This is a genomic window from Butyrivibrio sp., assembly GCF_024699075.1.
Genome location: NZ_JAILQF010000150.1, coordinates 1 through 16,241 on the forward strand (window position 1 = coordinate 1; position 16,241 = coordinate 16,241).

10 protein-coding genes are annotated in these 16,241 nt (G+C 39.4%); 6 read left to right on the forward strand and 4 right to left on the reverse strand.

The window, feature by feature from the left end; all coding sequences use genetic code 11:
* Positions 1-430 precede the first annotated feature (430 nt).
* Both K6G87_RS05890 and K6G87_RS05895 read right to left on the reverse strand, forming a co-directional pair.
* Positions 431-2,527, reverse strand: coding sequence for a family 43 glycosylhydrolase (locus K6G87_RS05890; protein ID WP_296834913.1), 2,097 nt, complete (start codon positions 2,525-2,527; stop codon positions 431-433).
* A gap of 3 nt (positions 2,528-2,530) precedes the next feature.
* Positions 2,531-4,048, reverse strand: a complete 1,518-nt coding sequence (locus K6G87_RS05895) for a glycoside hydrolase family 43 protein (protein WP_296834915.1) — start codon at positions 4,046-4,048, stop codon at positions 2,531-2,533.
* A gap of 339 nt (positions 4,049-4,387) precedes the next feature.
* Here K6G87_RS05895 and K6G87_RS05900 point away from each other — a divergent pair, with 339 nt between their 5' ends.
* The 3 genes from K6G87_RS05900 (at position 4,388) to K6G87_RS05910 (ending at position 8,178) form a co-directional block, all read left to right on the forward strand.
* Positions 4,388-5,851, forward strand: a complete 1,464-nt coding sequence (locus tag K6G87_RS05900) for an aminotransferase class I/II-fold pyridoxal phosphate-dependent enzyme (RefSeq protein WP_296834917.1) — start codon at positions 4,388-4,390, stop codon at positions 5,849-5,851.
* 90 nt (positions 5,852-5,941) lie between these two features.
* Entirely contained in the window at positions 5,942-6,808 is an 867-nt protein-coding gene (gene speE, locus K6G87_RS05905) for a polyamine aminopropyltransferase (RefSeq protein WP_296834918.1), read from the forward strand.
* A 110-nt stretch (positions 6,809-6,918) separates the two neighbouring features.
* Entirely contained in the window at positions 6,919-8,178 is a 1,260-nt protein-coding gene (locus K6G87_RS05910) for a saccharopine dehydrogenase family protein (protein WP_296834920.1), read from the forward strand.
* Between the two features lie 370 nt (positions 8,179-8,548).
* Here the strand turns inward: K6G87_RS05910 and K6G87_RS05915 are convergent, their stop codons facing one another.
* Positions 8,549-9,142: a GNAT family N-acetyltransferase gene (locus K6G87_RS05915; RefSeq protein WP_296834922.1), complete on the reverse strand. Its 594-nt coding sequence runs from the start codon at positions 9,140-9,142 to the stop codon at positions 8,549-8,551.
* Positions 9,143-9,319: 177 nt separating this feature from the next.
* Here K6G87_RS05915 and K6G87_RS05920 point away from each other — a divergent pair, with 177 nt between their 5' ends.
* Positions 9,320-10,093, forward strand: a complete 774-nt coding sequence (locus K6G87_RS05920) for an alpha/beta hydrolase (RefSeq protein WP_296834924.1) — start codon at positions 9,320-9,322, stop codon at positions 10,091-10,093.
* 304 nt (positions 10,094-10,397) lie between these two features.
* Positions 10,398-12,695 (forward strand): ferrous iron transport protein B, encoded by a 2,298-nt coding sequence (gene feoB, locus K6G87_RS05925; protein ID WP_296834925.1) that lies wholly within the window; start codon positions 10,398-10,400, stop codon positions 12,693-12,695.
* On the opposite strand, the gene K6G87_RS05930 is transcribed toward feoB, so the two are convergent.
* A complete protein-coding gene (locus K6G87_RS05930; RefSeq protein ID WP_296834927.1) occupies positions 12,692-14,650 on the reverse strand; it encodes an NAD(+) synthase in 1,959 nt (652 codons plus the stop codon). The genes feoB and K6G87_RS05930 overlap by 4 nt on opposite strands.
* 303 nt (positions 14,651-14,953) lie before the next feature.
* Here K6G87_RS05930 and K6G87_RS05935 point away from each other — a divergent pair, with 303 nt between their 5' ends.
* Positions 14,954-16,153 carry a hypothetical protein gene (locus K6G87_RS05935; protein ID WP_296834929.1) on the forward strand — a complete coding sequence of 400 codons (1,200 nt, stop codon included), beginning with the start codon at positions 14,954-14,956 and terminating at the stop codon, positions 16,151-16,153.
* Positions 16,154-16,241 lie beyond the last annotated feature (88 nt).

Sequence of the window (16,241 nt, forward strand, 5' to 3'; positions counted from 1 at the left end):
TCGCTTTCTTTTTCATAAAATTACCCTCCTTAAAAATGTATAGAAATGTAAGCGTTTTCACCAACTTATGTGTTTAATTTAGCATGTAAGAAGTACTATTTCAAGCTATATTTTCATAAATAATTGCCAAAAATGCAAACAGGGCTGGAAAACCCAGTATTTTAGGCATTTTGAACGTTTAGTTTCCGTAACAATGCATTTTTTTGGCTTGGCTAAATCGATTTTTTAGCAAAAGGATTCGTCTTTTTTATCAATTATTGCGAATTAATGGCTTATTTTATTGTGCAACTTTACATTTTTCATTCGTCATTTTCAACAATAAAAATACGGTAAATCTATATTGTAAGCAGTTACGTTTTCCTTAATTAGGGGTTGTTTTTATGGGATGTTTATGTAATCACTTTCACACATTATATGTGCGAAGTTTAAGTTATGTATCAGATAGCTTTTTGAAAATGTATTTGTTTATGCCATATACATAAACTCCAACTGTAGCTGATGTAAATCTTTTTCCTTTTTTAAGTCCTTCAGAACAGATTCCTGTAACATCAGTAAGTGTGCATATGCTGCTGCCATTTAGTATCAAAGTCCTCGTTGTATTATCAGTAAGAACGGTAAATACATTGTCCTTTTTATTCTTATAAGAAGTATCATAAAGCTTTTCGTATATATATTTATCATCCTTATATTCGGCCACAACTACCTTACATCTCTTATCATCATATTCTCTTATACCAAACTTAATATAAGAATTCTCGTCATAATAAAGAGTCATTCCGGCTTCTTCAAAAGAAGTTTTTTCAAAAGAGTTTTCTTCAAACGAGTTTTCTTTAATAGAGTTTTCTTTAATAGAATCCTCCAGGCATGTATTTTCATTATAAGAATCCGATAAGTCCTTTGTATCTTCTGATCTTGTCATAACTATGCTGTCAGTGCATACAAGTTCTTTTTGATTATATACGCCAAAGCTCTTACATTTAATATCGCAAAGATCTCTTCCATCGCCCTTAAGAAGTATAGAGCCATTTTCCAAAACGTTTACATAGTCCTTGTCACAGGTTCTTGTAAAGAGCCAGCCGCCATATGGAAGCTCAGATTTTCTTAGTATAATATCTGATTCTTTACCTAATCCCTTATAACATTCTTTGCCAGATTCTATATCTGATTCTTCATTTGATTCTCTATTTGATTCTTCATTTAAGATAAGTTGTCCATCCGTTTCCGGCTTACTTCCAGCACTACCAAATGGAAGCTTTGCAAGATAAGATGGTCCTCTTCTTTTATTGACTATAGGCCATCCATCTGCTGTCCAGGTGATTTCGTCAATGGCAGTCTCTCTTCCGAGCATTCCCCACTTTCCATCGATCATTCGCTCGCAAAGATATACCATAAACCATCTTCCATCCCCTGTCATAACGGGTTTTCCATGACCACAGCACTGGATAGGAGCTATTGGGTCCTTCTGCGTCATTATAGGGTTATAAGGACAGTTTTCATAAGGTCCTTTTAAATTCCTGGACCTTAATACAGTTATCATATGCCCTCTTCCTGTTCCGCCTTCTGCAAGGAAGCAGTAATAATACCCGTCTTTTTTAAGAAGATGCGGACCTTCCGGGGCATGCCCGGACCATCCATAAGCGATCATTTCCGGATCCGACAATATTTTCTGACCATCAGATGACACTTCCATAAGGCAGGCGCCGCGGTTAAGGAGCATATAACGTTTTCCATCATCATCTGTAAAAAGAGAAGGATCAATACCACTTACATTATGAATAACAGGCTCATCATAAGGACCTTCAGGCTTATCCGAACTTGTGACGATCTGAGTCTGTGGATATTCCATATTGTCATTATTTCTAAGCGTTGCGCAAATATAGAATCTTCCGTCATGATAGCTTATATCAGGAGCCCAGAAGCCTCTTCCTCCTTCTAAGGGTCCAAGATGCTCAGCTGCCCAGTCAGGATCTGTCACGGCATAGCCAATTAGCTCCCAGTGAACCAGATCTTTGGAATGTGAGATCGGTATTCCGGGAAAATAGATAAAGCTGGAGTTGACCATGTAGAAATCATCGCCCACTCTTACTATAGAAGGATCTGCGTGAAAAGATCTAAGGACTGGATTTCTATATGAATCAGAAAGAGAAAACCCAAGATACTCTTTAAAGAAGTTATATATAGGCAATCTGTCTTTTGGTACATCAAAATAATAAGTCCTGTAAATATCGTCGGCACTGTCTTTTTCTAATACTTCATTATTCTCTGGTTCAAGTGCAAGATCGTATGGTGTTACCAGCCACTTGTCGGCAAAGGTCGGATCCATCTGGCAGTTAAGCACAAGGTACCTGACCATCTCAAGATTTCCTCCAAGAACTGCATAATGAAGGACACTTCTTGAATATTCATCTGTATCTTCAAGATTCATTCCATGGCGTGTCTTTTGTTTTACAAGCTCTGTATCACCCATAAGGGCAGCCTGTATGCCTTCTTTGAACCCTTTTTCTGATTTTTGATTATATATATTCATCAGTTACTCCGCTTTATCTTCGATATAAACCCAGTCATATCTGCCATATCCGTTGCTGCTGCCTTTATTGTTCATATTAGCTGACCAGAGACCTATCTTGGCACCTGTCCAGGTTGCCCTTTCAAGCATCTGCTCATTACCAATTTCTTCATATGTGGCTCCGTCAAGCGAATAATAGTATTTGTATGATTTATCTTCTTTTACTACAAGTCTTATAAATACATGTGCAGCATCTATAGGTCTTGCATCGCAGCATTCCTCTTCTGCCTTGCCTTCAAACTCTTTATCAGTAACATTTCCTTTAAACATGACAACGAAGTTCTTGCCCTGCATATGCTTTATACCTGCATATGAATACTTCTGTCCCACAATACCGCAGGCAGCTATATCCCCTTCTTCTCCGGGATACAAATTAATAGAGGTAGTTACAGTAAAGGCATTGCTTTGAGGTATCTGTGTGAGAACATTACCCGCATACCATAAAAGGTTATCTCTTTCTTTATTGGTCACGCAGTAAAGGATAAGATGTCCGTTATCAAGCTGGTACCATTCTTCATTGGGATTGGCCTGCCACTGCCACTGAAGTCCAAGCTTATCTCCCTGAAAATCATCAGATGTACTTATCTTATATAAAGGAGCATTCTCTACAGGATCTGTCCACTCATATACGGGTTCACCTATTCCATCGCCGTCAAGATCACTTCCTATAAAAGGCCAGCCATTTATAAAGCACATTGGCTGAAGATGAGTTATCCTTCCAAGTTCATGAACATCCTGAAAATGAACAAACCAGTCTTTTCCATCAGGAGTATCTACCCAGCCTCCCTGGTGAGGGCCGTTAACGCTGGTGCATCCCTGATGCATGACAACCTTATATTCATAAGGTCCGTGGATGTTTTTGGACCTGAGGCATGACTGCCAGCCTGTGGCAACGCCTCCTGAAGGCATAAGAATATAGTAATAATCATCTTTTTTATAAATCTTGGGTCCTTCAGATGTAGGAGCAACCTGCTCTCCGTCAAATATAAGCTCCGGCTCTCCTATAAGATGTGTACACTCAGGGTCAATCTCAACAAGCATAAGCCTGTGCTTGATACCGCATCTGCTTCTGGCAAAAGCAAATACCATATATGCCTTACCATCATCATCCCACAAAGGGCATGGATCGATCCAGCCTTTGGAGGTACAGAGCATATTAAGTTCAAACTCTCCGTACGGATCCTTACTTCTTGCTACCATGATCCCTTCATCCGGAAGCGGGATAAAGACTATAAATGTGCCCTCATGATATCTTATGGAAGGCGCCCATGTGCCTGAACCATGGGAGGGCCTGTTATATTTGTCAAAAGGAAGCTTTGAAACGCAGTAATTAATGATCTCCCAGTGAACAAGGTCCTTTGAATGAAGAAGCGGAACTCCGGGAAGATAAGTAAATGAAGATGCTACCATATAAAAATCCTGGCCCACGCGTATTACATCAGGATCAGAATAGTCAGCATAAAGAATAGGATTTTGATACATTTTAAACCTCATGTTTGAATATGCGAAAACCAAAGCTTGAATCGCTTTACTCCCAGCCTTTAGTTTTCATATAATAGTTACATTAGTTGCTTTTTAATTAAAACGCTTACTTACTATTTTAGAACACACTATATTATTCTACCCTAATTTAAAAATACTGCATCCTTTTTTGGCAAAAAAATATATGCTGAAGGGCTTTAATTTTGAGCCTCAAAAAGGCCTTGCCAAAAGCGGATAAACTCCGCTTGACATAAGGGCTCGTGCTATGATAAGTTATCGCAAGTGACACCTTTTTGGGGCTTCATTATTTTTATTATTTTTACAGGGAGTTACAGGGGTATGGATTTAACCAGACAACAACGTGCACCTATATGTGATGCACTTGAAAAGTTTCGTAAAAAAAGAGTAGTACCTTTTGATGTTCCGGGTCACAAAAGAGGACGCGGAAATCCGGAGCTTACAAAGCTACTAGGTCAGCAATGTGTCGGTATTGATGTAAACAGCATGAAACCGCTTGATAATCTTTGCAATCCGGTTTCAGTCATAAAAGAGGCAGAAGACCTTATGGCTGATGCTTTTGGTGCAGCACACGCTTTCCTTATGGTTGGCGGTACGACCAGTGCCGTTCAGGCAATGGTTTTATCAGTATGCGCTGCAGGAGATAAGATCATCCTACCTCGTAATGTTCACAAGAGCGTTATCAATGCACTTATTCTGTGCGGGGCAGTTCCTGTATATGTAAAACCCAAAATTCATCCTGTCATCGGAGTAGCACTTGGTATGGAGGCTGATGCCCTCCTTGAAGCTATCGAAGCTAATCCCGATGCCAAGGCTGTACTTATTAATAATCCTACTTACTATGGCATATGTTCTGATCTTGTAAAGCTTACAAAGATTGCTCACGAGCATGGCCTTAAAGTTTTATGTGATGAAGCTCATGGAACCCAGCTATATTTTGCAGAAGGGCTTCCTATTGCCGGAATGAAGGCAGGAGCTGATATGGCTGCAATATCCATGCACAAGTCAGGAGGATCGCTGACTCAGAGTTCTGTCCTTTTACTTGGTGAAAATATGGATCAGGCTCATGTCCGTCAGATTATAAACCTGACACAGACTACTTCTGCAAGTTACCTTCTTCTTTCAAGCCTTGACATAAGCAGACGAAATCTTGCTCTTCGTGGCAAAGAATCTTTTGCCAAGGTTAAAGAGATGAGCGAATATGCAAGAAATGAAATCAATGCAATAGGTGACTACTACGCATACGGTAAGGAGCTTATCGACGGCTCAAGCGTATATGATTTTGATGTCACAAAGCTTTGCATATTCACAAAACCCATAGGTCTTACTGGAATCGAAGTATATGATCTTTTAAGAGATGAATATGATATACAGATGGAATTCGGCGATCTTGGAACTATCATGGCATACATCTCAATAGGTGATCGTATGCAGGATATAGAAAGACTTGCAAGTGCTCTTTCTGATATAAGACGCCTTTATAAGAAAGATAAAGAAGATCTTGCTTATGTTGATGCTGTTACACCTAAGGTTGTATGTTCTCCTCAGGAATCGTTCTATGCAAGTAAGCAATCTTTGCCGATACACAAAACAGCAGGAAGAGTTTGCGGAGAATCAGTTATGTGTTATCCTCCGGGAATCCCAATTCTCTCTCCCGGAGAACTTATCACTGAAGATCTTATCGGCATGATCCTCTATGCAAGGGATAAGGGATGCAGCCTTCAGGGAATGGCCGATCCTACAGCAGATACCCTTCAGGTACTTGAAGGTGTAAGAGGCGCATAAAAAGATATGCAGACGTATCCTTTGCCGTAAATATCACAGACAAAGGCCGGGTCACAGGTGCCCAAAAGCACTTACAAGGAGCGGTTCAATATGAAAAATAATTCAGAGATCTGGTTTTCAGACCAGCAAACAGATAGCGTATCTCTTAATATAAGAGTTATAAATCAGTTATATCATGGTGTAAGTGAATTTCAGGAAATAGATGTATTTCAGTCAGAATCATTTGGCAAGTTCCTGGTTCTTGATGGTGAAGTTCTTTTTTCAGAATCAGATGAATTCATTTATAATGAAATGGTAGCCCATGTACCTATGGCAGTTCATCCTCATGTAAAAAAAGTCCTCATCATTGGTGGAGGAGACGGCGGTGTTGCAACAGAGTTCACTTCTTATCCTGAGATCGAACGTATCGATGTTGTAGAGCCTGATGAACAGATGGTAGAAGTCTGCAGAGAGTTTTTCCCTGAGAGTACTAAGGGCTTTGATGATGAGCGTGTGCAGATTTCTTATCAGGACTGCCTTCGCTTTGTAAGAGGAAGGGAGAATGAATACGACATTATCATAAATGATGCAACGGATCCCTTCGGCCACTCAGAAGGCCTTTTTACCAAAGAGTTCTATGGAAGCTGCTACAGGGCACTTAAAAGTGACGGTATAATGGTATATCAGCATGGAAGTCCTTTCTTTGATGAAGAAGAATCTGTCTTCCGCTCAATGCACAGGAAGGTTTTCAAAACTTTCCCCATAAGCAGAGTATATCAGGCTCATGTTCCTACCTGCTCTTCAGGTTACTGGACCTTCGGTTTTGCAAGCAAGAAATATCATCCTATTACTGATTTTGATGAAGTAAGATGGAATGAAAGAAATATAAAGACTGAATATTATACTACTTCCCTTCACAGAGCTGCATTCATGCTTCCAAGATACGTAGTAGATATTCTGCATGAAGAAGAATACTGATTTTCTTATACACTGCATTCATGAAAATGCGATTTTATACTTAAAGACTGACAAGTCGTTTTGATATTTTTATTTTGTTTTATGCCTTAGATGGCAGAAAGGAACCCTCTATGTCCAGATTACTTATAATCGGATGCGGCGGTGTCGCACAGGTAGCTATTGCAAAGTGTTGTCAGAACAGCGATGTATTCACAGAAATATGCATTGCTTCAAGAACCAAGTCCAAATGCGACGACGTTGCCAATAAGCTCAAAGATACTACAAAGACTAAGATAACTACAGCGCAGATCGATGCTGAAGATGTTCCGGCGCTTACTGCCCTTATCAAAGAATATAAGCCAGATGCAGTTCTTAATGTTGCTCTTCCTTATCAGGATCTTACGATCATGGATGCCTGCCTTGCTGCCGGTGTTCACTATATCGATACAGCCAACTACGAGCCTGAAGATACAGATGATCCAAAGTGGAGAGAAATATATGAAAAGCGCTGCAAAGAAGCCGGCTTTTCTGCTTACTTTGATTACAGCTGGCAGTGGGCTTATGCTGACAAATTCAAGGAAGCCGGTCTTACAGCTCTTCTCGGAACAGGCTTTGATCCCGGTGTAACATCTGTATTTGCAGCATATGCTAAGAAACACTATTTCGATACAATTGATACAATTGATATTCTTGATTGTAACGGTGGTGATCACGGATATGCTTTCGCTACAAACTTTAATCCCGAGATCAACCTTCGTGAAGTTTCAGCTCCAGGCTCTTACTGGGAAGATGGTCACTGGGTAGAGATTCCTGCAATGAGCATTAAGAGAGAATATAATTTCGATCAGGTAGGTATGAAGGATATGTACCTTCTCCACCACGAAGAGATAGAAGCTCTTGCTAAAAATATGCCAGAAGTTAAGCGTATTCGTTTCTTCATGACATTCGGTCAGAGCTATCTTGATCATATGAGATGTCTTGAGGATGTTGGAATGCTTTCAACAACTCCTGTTAAGTTCCAGGGACAGGAAATTGTTCCTATTCAGTTCCTCAAAGCCCTTCTTCCTGATCCTGCAACTCTTGGACCACGAACAAAGGGTAAGACTAATATAGGTTGTATCTTCACTGGTAAAAAAGACGGTAAAGAGAAAAAGATCTATATCTACAATGTGTGCGATCATGAGGAATGCTACAAGGAGGTTGGTTCACAGGCTATCAGCTATACAACCGGTGTTCCTGCCATGATCGGTTCCATGATGGTTGTATCAGGTCTTTGGAAAAAGCCTGGCGTATTCACAACTGATGAATTCGATCCCGACCCATACATGGAGGCACTCGGCAAATGGGGCCTTCCCTGGACAGTCGAAGAAAACCCAACGCTTGTAGACTGACAAACGCTACTGATATATATCCCGTCAGGATTGCTATAATGGTAGATCTATAATTATTTTCCTTGTCTTTCAAGTGTTATAATTTAAGGCCTGATATCTGATCATTTATATTCCGGGGTCCGAAACTCGCTTCGCTCAAACATGCGGACCCCAAGAGGAATATAAATTTCCAGCTATCAGGCTCTTAAATTTTATAACACTTTCAAAGACTCGAAAAATAATTATAGATCCACCGTTCCAGCAATCCTGTACGGGATATTTTATGCTTACCGTAAACTCATGAGACCGGCAGGTAATAAATGATTTTCGCGTTCTTTAAAATCATTTATTACCTGCCAGGGATTGCCAAATCTCGAGGAACGGATCATATTTACAAGTCAGGATAAGGGATTATGTCGTGAGCGATTTGCGGGTGGTCTGCGATCATCTTTTCCATCCAGACCATGTCGTACCAGCGTCCGAATTTGTAGCCGCATTTTGTAAATCTTCCGATCAGCTTATAACCCATGTGATCATGAAAATTTATGCTGTTATTGGTCAGATACTCATCTTCTACTTCAGGTGCTCCTATGCAGGCATAGAGGTTTGTGATTCCCTGTTTCTTGGAGATATCTTCAAGGATCTCATAAAGTTTTCTTCCAAGTCCAAGTCCTTTACACTTATCTGAAAGATATATGGACATTTCTGCAGATCTTTCATAAGCTTTTCTTACATGAAAGGCACTTGTATATGCATAGCCTTCGATTTCTCCATCTTTCTCTACAACCAGATATGGATATTTATTGGTTATCGCTTTAATTCTGCCTTCAAATTCAGATACGGATGGAACATCATACTCGTAGGTTATTGCAGTTTTTTCTACATAGTATCTATACACTTCTACAAGGGCAGGTGCATCTGAAATATCCACCTGTCTTATTGTTACATTATTTTCTGAATATAGTATTCCCGGATGTCTGTTCATATGCGGCCTCTCTTTAATTTTCTTGCCATTATAGCACACTATTAGTAAGTGAAAAGATACATATTTAATTTTCTTTTAATTGTTATTATCTTAACAAAATTTTAATTTGTGATATAATGAAATCAAGAAACCAGTTTTATTGGTTTGGTTTCCTCAAGCATTATATAGAAGGTAGATATGTCCAGATTAACTTTTCGAAAACCCAGAAAACTTATAACAAGTATATTACTTGCTTTCATACTGATCCTTGCTTCTTCTGCTATTGCATTTAAGATTTATGCATCCAATTATTATAAGGCAGATTCTTCTACCATTTCAGTTATAGAAGCCCAGGATACCGCTAAGGTAATAGAATACGATGAAGATACTCTTTTATTTATGCCCTCTGATACAAGTCAGATTCAGGCCGGTATTGTCTTTTATCCTGGTGGTAAGGTTGAATATACAGCCTATGCAGGTCTTATGTACGAGCTTGCAGAAAGGGGCTTTGTATGCATTCTTACAAGGATGCCCGAAAATCTGGCATTTCTTGATATAAATGCAGCTTCACAGTACTCAGATGTTATATCCGGGGTTTCAACTTGGTATATGGCCGGTCACTCACTTGGCGGTGTTGCAGCAGGTATCTATATCGATGAGCTTCTAAAGGAGCAGGATGATATTACTTATGACGGAATAATACTGCTTGCTTCATATGTAACTAAAGATTTTTCTGATACAGATCTTAAGCTTCTTTCCATATACGGATCCAATGATGGTGTTCTTAATTTTGATAATTACGATACTTATACTACTAACTGGCCATCAGATAGCTCAGAATATGTCATTGAAGGTGGTATACACTCATATTTTGGCTGCTATGGTATACAGCAGGGAGACGGAGAGGCATCTATTACCAACATAGAGCAGATTGAGCAGACGGCAGATATAATAGATAACTGGGCTTCCTGATCTATACAGCTGCAGACATAATAGATACCTGAATTTACTAATCTATTAAGTTTCAGGCATAATAGATATCTGAGTTTACTAATCTATTAAGTTTCAGGCATAATAGATATCTGAGTTTACTAATCTATTAAGTTTCAGGCATAATAGACATCTTAAGTTACTTCTCTATATGCTTTCAGCTTCAATAGTCATCTGATTTTCAGAATAATAAATAGCATCTGCATTTTTTCCAAGAAAGAGTCATCTCGCAATAGACTTATGCCAATAAGACAAGTATAATTCTACTCATACGAAGGGATTTACTATGAGACTAGATGAACTTAAAATTGGCGAAAAGGCCAGAATTGACGCAGTAGGCGGAGCCGGCGCAACCAGGCAGCATTTTCTTGATATGGGTGTAATACCCGGGGCAAATCTTGAAATAATCAAATATGCGCCAATGGGCGATCCTGTAGAGATCAGGATCCACGGCTACGAGCTAACCTTAAGGCTTGATGATGCCAGGCAGATTGATATCACTAAGATAAGTGATATTGAGGAAAAAGAAAAAGAGCATCATACCAAGCCTTCCAAAAATAACAAAATTGAATTACCTAAGGATCGGATCTTAAAATTCGCCCTTGTCGGTAATCAAAACAGTGGAAAGACTACTCTTTTCAACAGGCTCACAGGCTCTAATCAGCACGTTGGAAATTTTCCGGGCGTTACAGTTGACAGAAAAGATGGTTCTATCATTGGATACCCAAACACTGTTATTACCGATCTTCCCGGAATCTATTCCATGTCACCATACTCAAGCGAGGAGCTTGTTTCCAGAAATTTCGTCCTGCATGACAAGCCGGATGCGATCATAAATATTGTTGATGCAACAAACATAGAGAGAAACCTGTATCTTACTATGCAGCTTCTTGAAATGGATCGTCCTATGGTTGTTGCTCTTAATATGATGGATGAGCTTACAGGTAATGGCGGTTCTATCAATATAAAGAAGATGACAGAGATGCTGGGCGTTCCTGTTATTCCTATTTCTGCTGCCAAGAATTCCGGTGTTGACGAGCTGATACATAAGGCTTTATCAGTGGCCAAGAATAATACTCTTCCCAAGAAGCAGGATTTCTGCCTTGAAGATGAAAACGGCGGTGCTGTACACAGATGTCTTCACGGCGTGGGGCATTTTATTGAAGATCATGCCAAGTCCAGAGATCTTCCTGTAAGATTTGTTGCCAGCAAGATAATCGAAGGCGACAAGCAGATAATCCGCCAGCTCAAGCTTGATAAAAACGAGATTGAAACTATAGAGCACATAACCATTCAGATGGAAAGAGAACGTAACCTTGACAGAAGCGCCGCAATAGCAGATATGCGATTCGCGTATATAGCCAGGGTCACAAAGGAATGTGTAAAGAAGCCTCATGAGAGCAAAGAACGGATCAGAAGTGAGAAAATAGACAGGATCCTTACCGGCAAATATACCGCAATTCCTGTTTTCATACTTATCATGTCACTTGTGTTCTATCTGACTTTTAATGTTATAGGCGCTGTGCTTCAGGAATGGCTTGAACTTGGCATATCTTCCCTTTCGGAAGTAACAGAGAAGCTGCTTATATCGCTTCATGTAAACAAGGTCATACAAAGCCTTGTTATAGATGGCATATTTGCAGGTGTAGGAAGCGTACTTAGTTTCCTCCCAATAGTAGTTGTTATGTTCTTCTTTTTATCACTTCTTGAAGACAGTGGCTACATTGCAAGAGTTGCATTCTTTATGGATAAGCTTCTTAGAAAAATAGGTCTTTCAGGAAGAAGTATCGTGCCGCTTCTTATAGGTTTTGGCTGCACAGTTCCTGCTGTAATGTCAACTCGTACTCTTCCCAGTGAACGAGACAGGAGGATGACAATTCTTCTTACGCCTTTTATGAGCTGTACTGCCAAGCTTCCAATATATGCCTTTTTTGTTAATGCCTTCTTCCCTAAAAAGGGCGGCATCATAATGACAGGTTTATATGTATGCGGAATAGCAGTCGGAATTGTAATGGCTTTAATATATCGTAAGTTTATATTTAAAGGAGAAGCGGTCCCCTTTGTAATGGAGCTACCCAATTACAGACTTCCCGGCCTTCAAAGCACATTCCAGCTTATGTGGGAAAAGGCTAAGGATTTTCTTCAAAGGGCCTTTACAGTTATCTTCTTGGCAACGATAGTAGTATGGTTTTTACAGAGTTTTAATTTCCATTTCGATCTTGTCACCGACTCTGCTGACAGCATTATTGCTTTTATTGCCGGACTTCTGGCACCTGTTTTTGCCCCTCTGGGACTTGGTGACTGGAGAATAGTAACTGCGCTCATAAGCGGTTTTATGGCCAAGGAAAGCGTCGTCTCCGTAATGGAAGTACTGTTTAATTCTGATGGAGGTGTAAGCAGCGTACTAACGCCTATTACTGCAGGAGTACTGCTTATATTCAGTCTCCTTTATACTCCATGCGTTGCTGCTGTTGCCTCTATCAAAAGAGAGCTTGGTGCTAAATGGGCAATAGCTGTTGTCATCTGGCAATGCGTAGTAGCATGGATAATAGCTTTTATCGTAAAACTTATACTCATGCTTTAACAGCACTCATCATCCAGATCATCAAGCCACATCTTCCAGGAGGCATCGCTTGGCATGCGCCAATCGCCTCTTGGAGATAAAGTAACAGAACCAACCTTTGGACCATCCGGAAGGCAGCTTCTCTTAAACTGCTGAGTGAAAAACCTCTTAAAGAAGCGCTTTGCGGATGTTATTATTTCAGATCTGTCTACTTCCTTATATGCTCTCATAGCTAAAGCTGCTGTTCTTGAAGGCTCGAAACCATATCTTAAAGTATAAAAAAGGAAAAAGTCATTAAGGTCATAATTGCCAATTTTGTCTTCAGTCTTCTGAGCTATAGCTCCATTCTCACTTGGTAACAGTTCAGGACTTATTGGCGTATCACAAATAGAAAGTATAGTATCTTTAAGCTCTTCATTGCTGCAGGTCATGGCATAGGCATTACATACGTATCTTACAAGTGTCTTGGGAACGGACGCATTTACTGCATACATAGACATGTGATCTCCATTATAGGTACACCATCCAAGCGCAAGCTCTGAAAGATCTCCTGTTCCAACTACAAGACCATTGTTCATATTAGCAGCGTCCATAAGTATATATGTACGCATTCTTGCCTGAGCATTTTCATAAGTTGTATCGCCGTCTCCCTGATAATCAGTACCATGTCCAATATCCCTTAAATGGCTTGTAACTCCCTCTTGTATTGGAACTTCATAGGCCTCATCTGCAAGAATCTCCATAAGTTTGTTGGCATTACTATAGGTAAGTCCTGATGTATTCCCTTTATTGGGCATAGTATATGCAAGAATTTTGATCTCAGGTACAAGCTTTTTGGCTTCAGCACATACTAAAAGAGCCAGTGTAGAATCAAGTCCTCCGGATATTCCTATAACAAGATTGTATATACCCGTCATCCTTACCCTGGTTGAAAGTCCCTGTGCCTGAATACGAAGTATTTTATGACACCTTGCTCCAAGCTCCTTATCATCTGATGGAACAAAAGGATTTCTATCTACCGGATATGATATTTCATCAAGTATATCTGCAAGTTCAAAACTGGTGACATCCTGCTTTGATACAGCTTGTACAGACGCTGCTGCTCTTCTATAGTTCTTATTTTCATTACCATAAAAAGTATTCTGATGCCTTCTGTCATGCATAAGTTTAGACAAGTCAATTACAGAAGTACAAACACAAGGTCTGTCTGGGAAAATATCCTCATTTATGATCGCACCTGACTGGCTAATAATTGTATGACCTGAAAAAACAAGATCAGTACTGCTTTCATCCATACCGGCAGATGAATAAATGTATGCACAATAGCAGGCTCCGCTTTGCTGAGCTACAAGCTGCTTTCTATACTCCTGCTTGCCTATTAGTTCATCTGAAGCAGACGGATTGGCAATAATGTTTGCACCTGCAAGACTCATATGGGTACTGGGCTTGTCAGGAACCCACAGATCCTCACATATTTCTACGCCAAGAACAGCACCGCTTTCTGCATCCTCCAAAAGGATATCAGTTCCAAACATAATATCCTTGCCACGTAGGTTGATGGTGCATCCTGTGATATCTTTACCTGACCTGAACCATCTTCCTTCATAGAATTCTGAATAAGTAGGTATGAACTGCTTGGGAATAAGGGCGCATACTCTTCCTTCTGATATCACTGCAGCGCAGTTATAGAGACTGTTCTCATAACGAATGGGAAGGCCAACTACTGCAGAAAGGCCAGGTATATCTTTTGTCACATCTGCAATCCTGAACATAGCATCTTCTGCTTCATCTAAAAGAAGATCACTCCCAAACAGATCAGCGCAGGTATAACCTGTGATACAAAGCTCTGGAAAAACTATTACTCCCAGTTCTTTATAATCTCTTATGATCTCAATTATCTTATCTGTGTTATAGCTTACATCTGCAACCTTCACAGAAGGCACAGCAGCACCTGTTTTTATAAGTTTGTTTTTCATTACTTCTCCATATTTTCATTCATATATAGATGTGAACTGACCATCATCTAAAACTAATGAGGTTTCTGACTACATTTTTACTCAAACTTCCATTTTATTTTTGGGTGTTTGGGATTTATAAAAAAATGCAGACAAAAGCACTATCAGGCGCCCTTGTCTGCATATTGGAATTATATAACCATGAAATATACTCGTCAATAAGGCTTAATATACGCAAAGTTAACTACAGTTTAATTTAAGGTTCATAGTCTACATTGCAGGAAGCCATCCAAATATGTATCATGGTTAATGGAGGTTAATGACATGACATTTGAAGCTTATACTAATCCGGATTTTACAATAGGTCAGAAATTTCTTTTCTTTATAATTACATTTATTGGAATCACCATATACTCTCTTTTGGTAATCATGATCCAAAAGCTTGTATTCAGGCTGGAAATTGGTAAAAGCGCAACTGATTCCGACAATCACAAGCTTTTCCACAGGTTGCATAGACTATTTGAGATGATAATTTCAGGCACCTCTGTTATGTCTTTTTCAGTTGCCTACGTAGTAATAAATCATATAAACTCTTTATATTCCGCAGGTCAGGGACATTCAGATGCCGCGCTCTCAAATTTCATCGGGCTTTGGACGGAAGGTAAGGATTTTATCCTCCTTCTTTTGATATTAATATCCTGCGTTCTTAATACTGTCCTTGATAGCTTTATTATTCCGTTAAAAGAGCTTGATAAAAGCGAAAAGGCAACCATGCGAATGCTTGGAATGTTCTATGTCATCATCATTTTGATATATCTTAATATGATTGGTGACAGCAGCCAGTACGGACCTGTAATGATGTACTATTTAGGACTGATGGTTGGACGATTCATATATTTTGATGCTTCTTTTGAAGACTTTTGGGTCAATATAAAGAATGTATTTATCAATCTTCCATATCTTATTATGTGCCTTATTCTTACTGCTCTTTTATGTATGTTTGGATTTGGCCAGGGATATTTCCTTGAGAGAAACTACTATATCGTCGATATCTATTATGTACATCTGTTCATGCTGATCTGTGTTTTTATTCTGAATATAGGATTACTTATATACAAGGCAGTAAAAATACCGGATAACGGCATTGACGATGAAGGCATGGAAGATAACTCATTCGTAGGAACACATCAAGCAGGGAATAATCCTCACCATGTAAATAACAGACCTGTAAATAATAGCCAAAAAAGAAGACATCATCCGAAAGACTATGATAATCATCCAAGAACGAACAGCTATTCAAAATCAAATGAACAAAATAATCAACTAGAAGATAATAACAGACAAGCTATAAGTAGCCGTTCTAAAATAAATAGTCAGATGAAAACTGACAACAGAAAAAGATTAAACAGCTATCCAAAAACAGACAGTCAATTAGAAAATAATAGCCCTAAAGAAGTAAATCGTCTCTTAAAAGCCTCAGATATTCTATACAGGGAGGAAGGTAATGGATACCATAACAGGTAATAGCTTTTACTTTGATTTCGAAGTCCGCTTTATGGAATTACTACAGACAACTCTTGGCGAAAAGGCCATAGGTGTAATGTCATTCTTC

Excerpts from the sequence above, each read along its gene's own strand:
- K6G87_RS05935 (WP_296834929.1), top strand. The coding sequence starts at position 14,954 with ATGACATTTGAAGCTTATACTAATCCGGATTTTACAATAGGTCAGAAA.
- K6G87_RS05890 (WP_296834913.1), bottom strand. The coding sequence starts at position 2,527 with ATGAATATATATAATCAAAAATCAGAAAAAGGGTTCAAAGAAGGCATA.
- K6G87_RS05900 (WP_296834917.1), top strand. The coding sequence starts at position 4,388 with ATGGATTTAACCAGACAACAACGTGCACCTATATGTGATGCACTTGAA.
- K6G87_RS05930 (WP_296834927.1), bottom strand. The coding sequence starts at position 14,650 with ATGAAAAACAAACTTATAAAAACAGGTGCTGCTGTGCCTTCTGTGAAG.
- K6G87_RS05895 (WP_296834915.1), bottom strand. The coding sequence starts at position 4,048 with ATGTATCAAAATCCTATTCTTTATGCTGACTATTCTGATCCTGATGTA.
- K6G87_RS05910 (WP_296834920.1), top strand. The coding sequence starts at position 6,919 with ATGTCCAGATTACTTATAATCGGATGCGGCGGTGTCGCACAGGTAGCT.
- K6G87_RS05915 (WP_296834922.1), bottom strand. The coding sequence starts at position 9,142 with ATGAACAGACATCCGGGAATACTATATTCAGAAAATAATGTAACAATA.
- K6G87_RS05920 (WP_296834924.1), top strand. The coding sequence starts at position 9,320 with ATGTCCAGATTAACTTTTCGAAAACCCAGAAAACTTATAACAAGTATA.
- feoB (WP_296834925.1), top strand. The coding sequence starts at position 10,398 with ATGAGACTAGATGAACTTAAAATTGGCGAAAAGGCCAGAATTGACGCA.
- speE (WP_296834918.1), top strand. The coding sequence starts at position 5,942 with ATGAAAAATAATTCAGAGATCTGGTTTTCAGACCAGCAAACAGATAGC.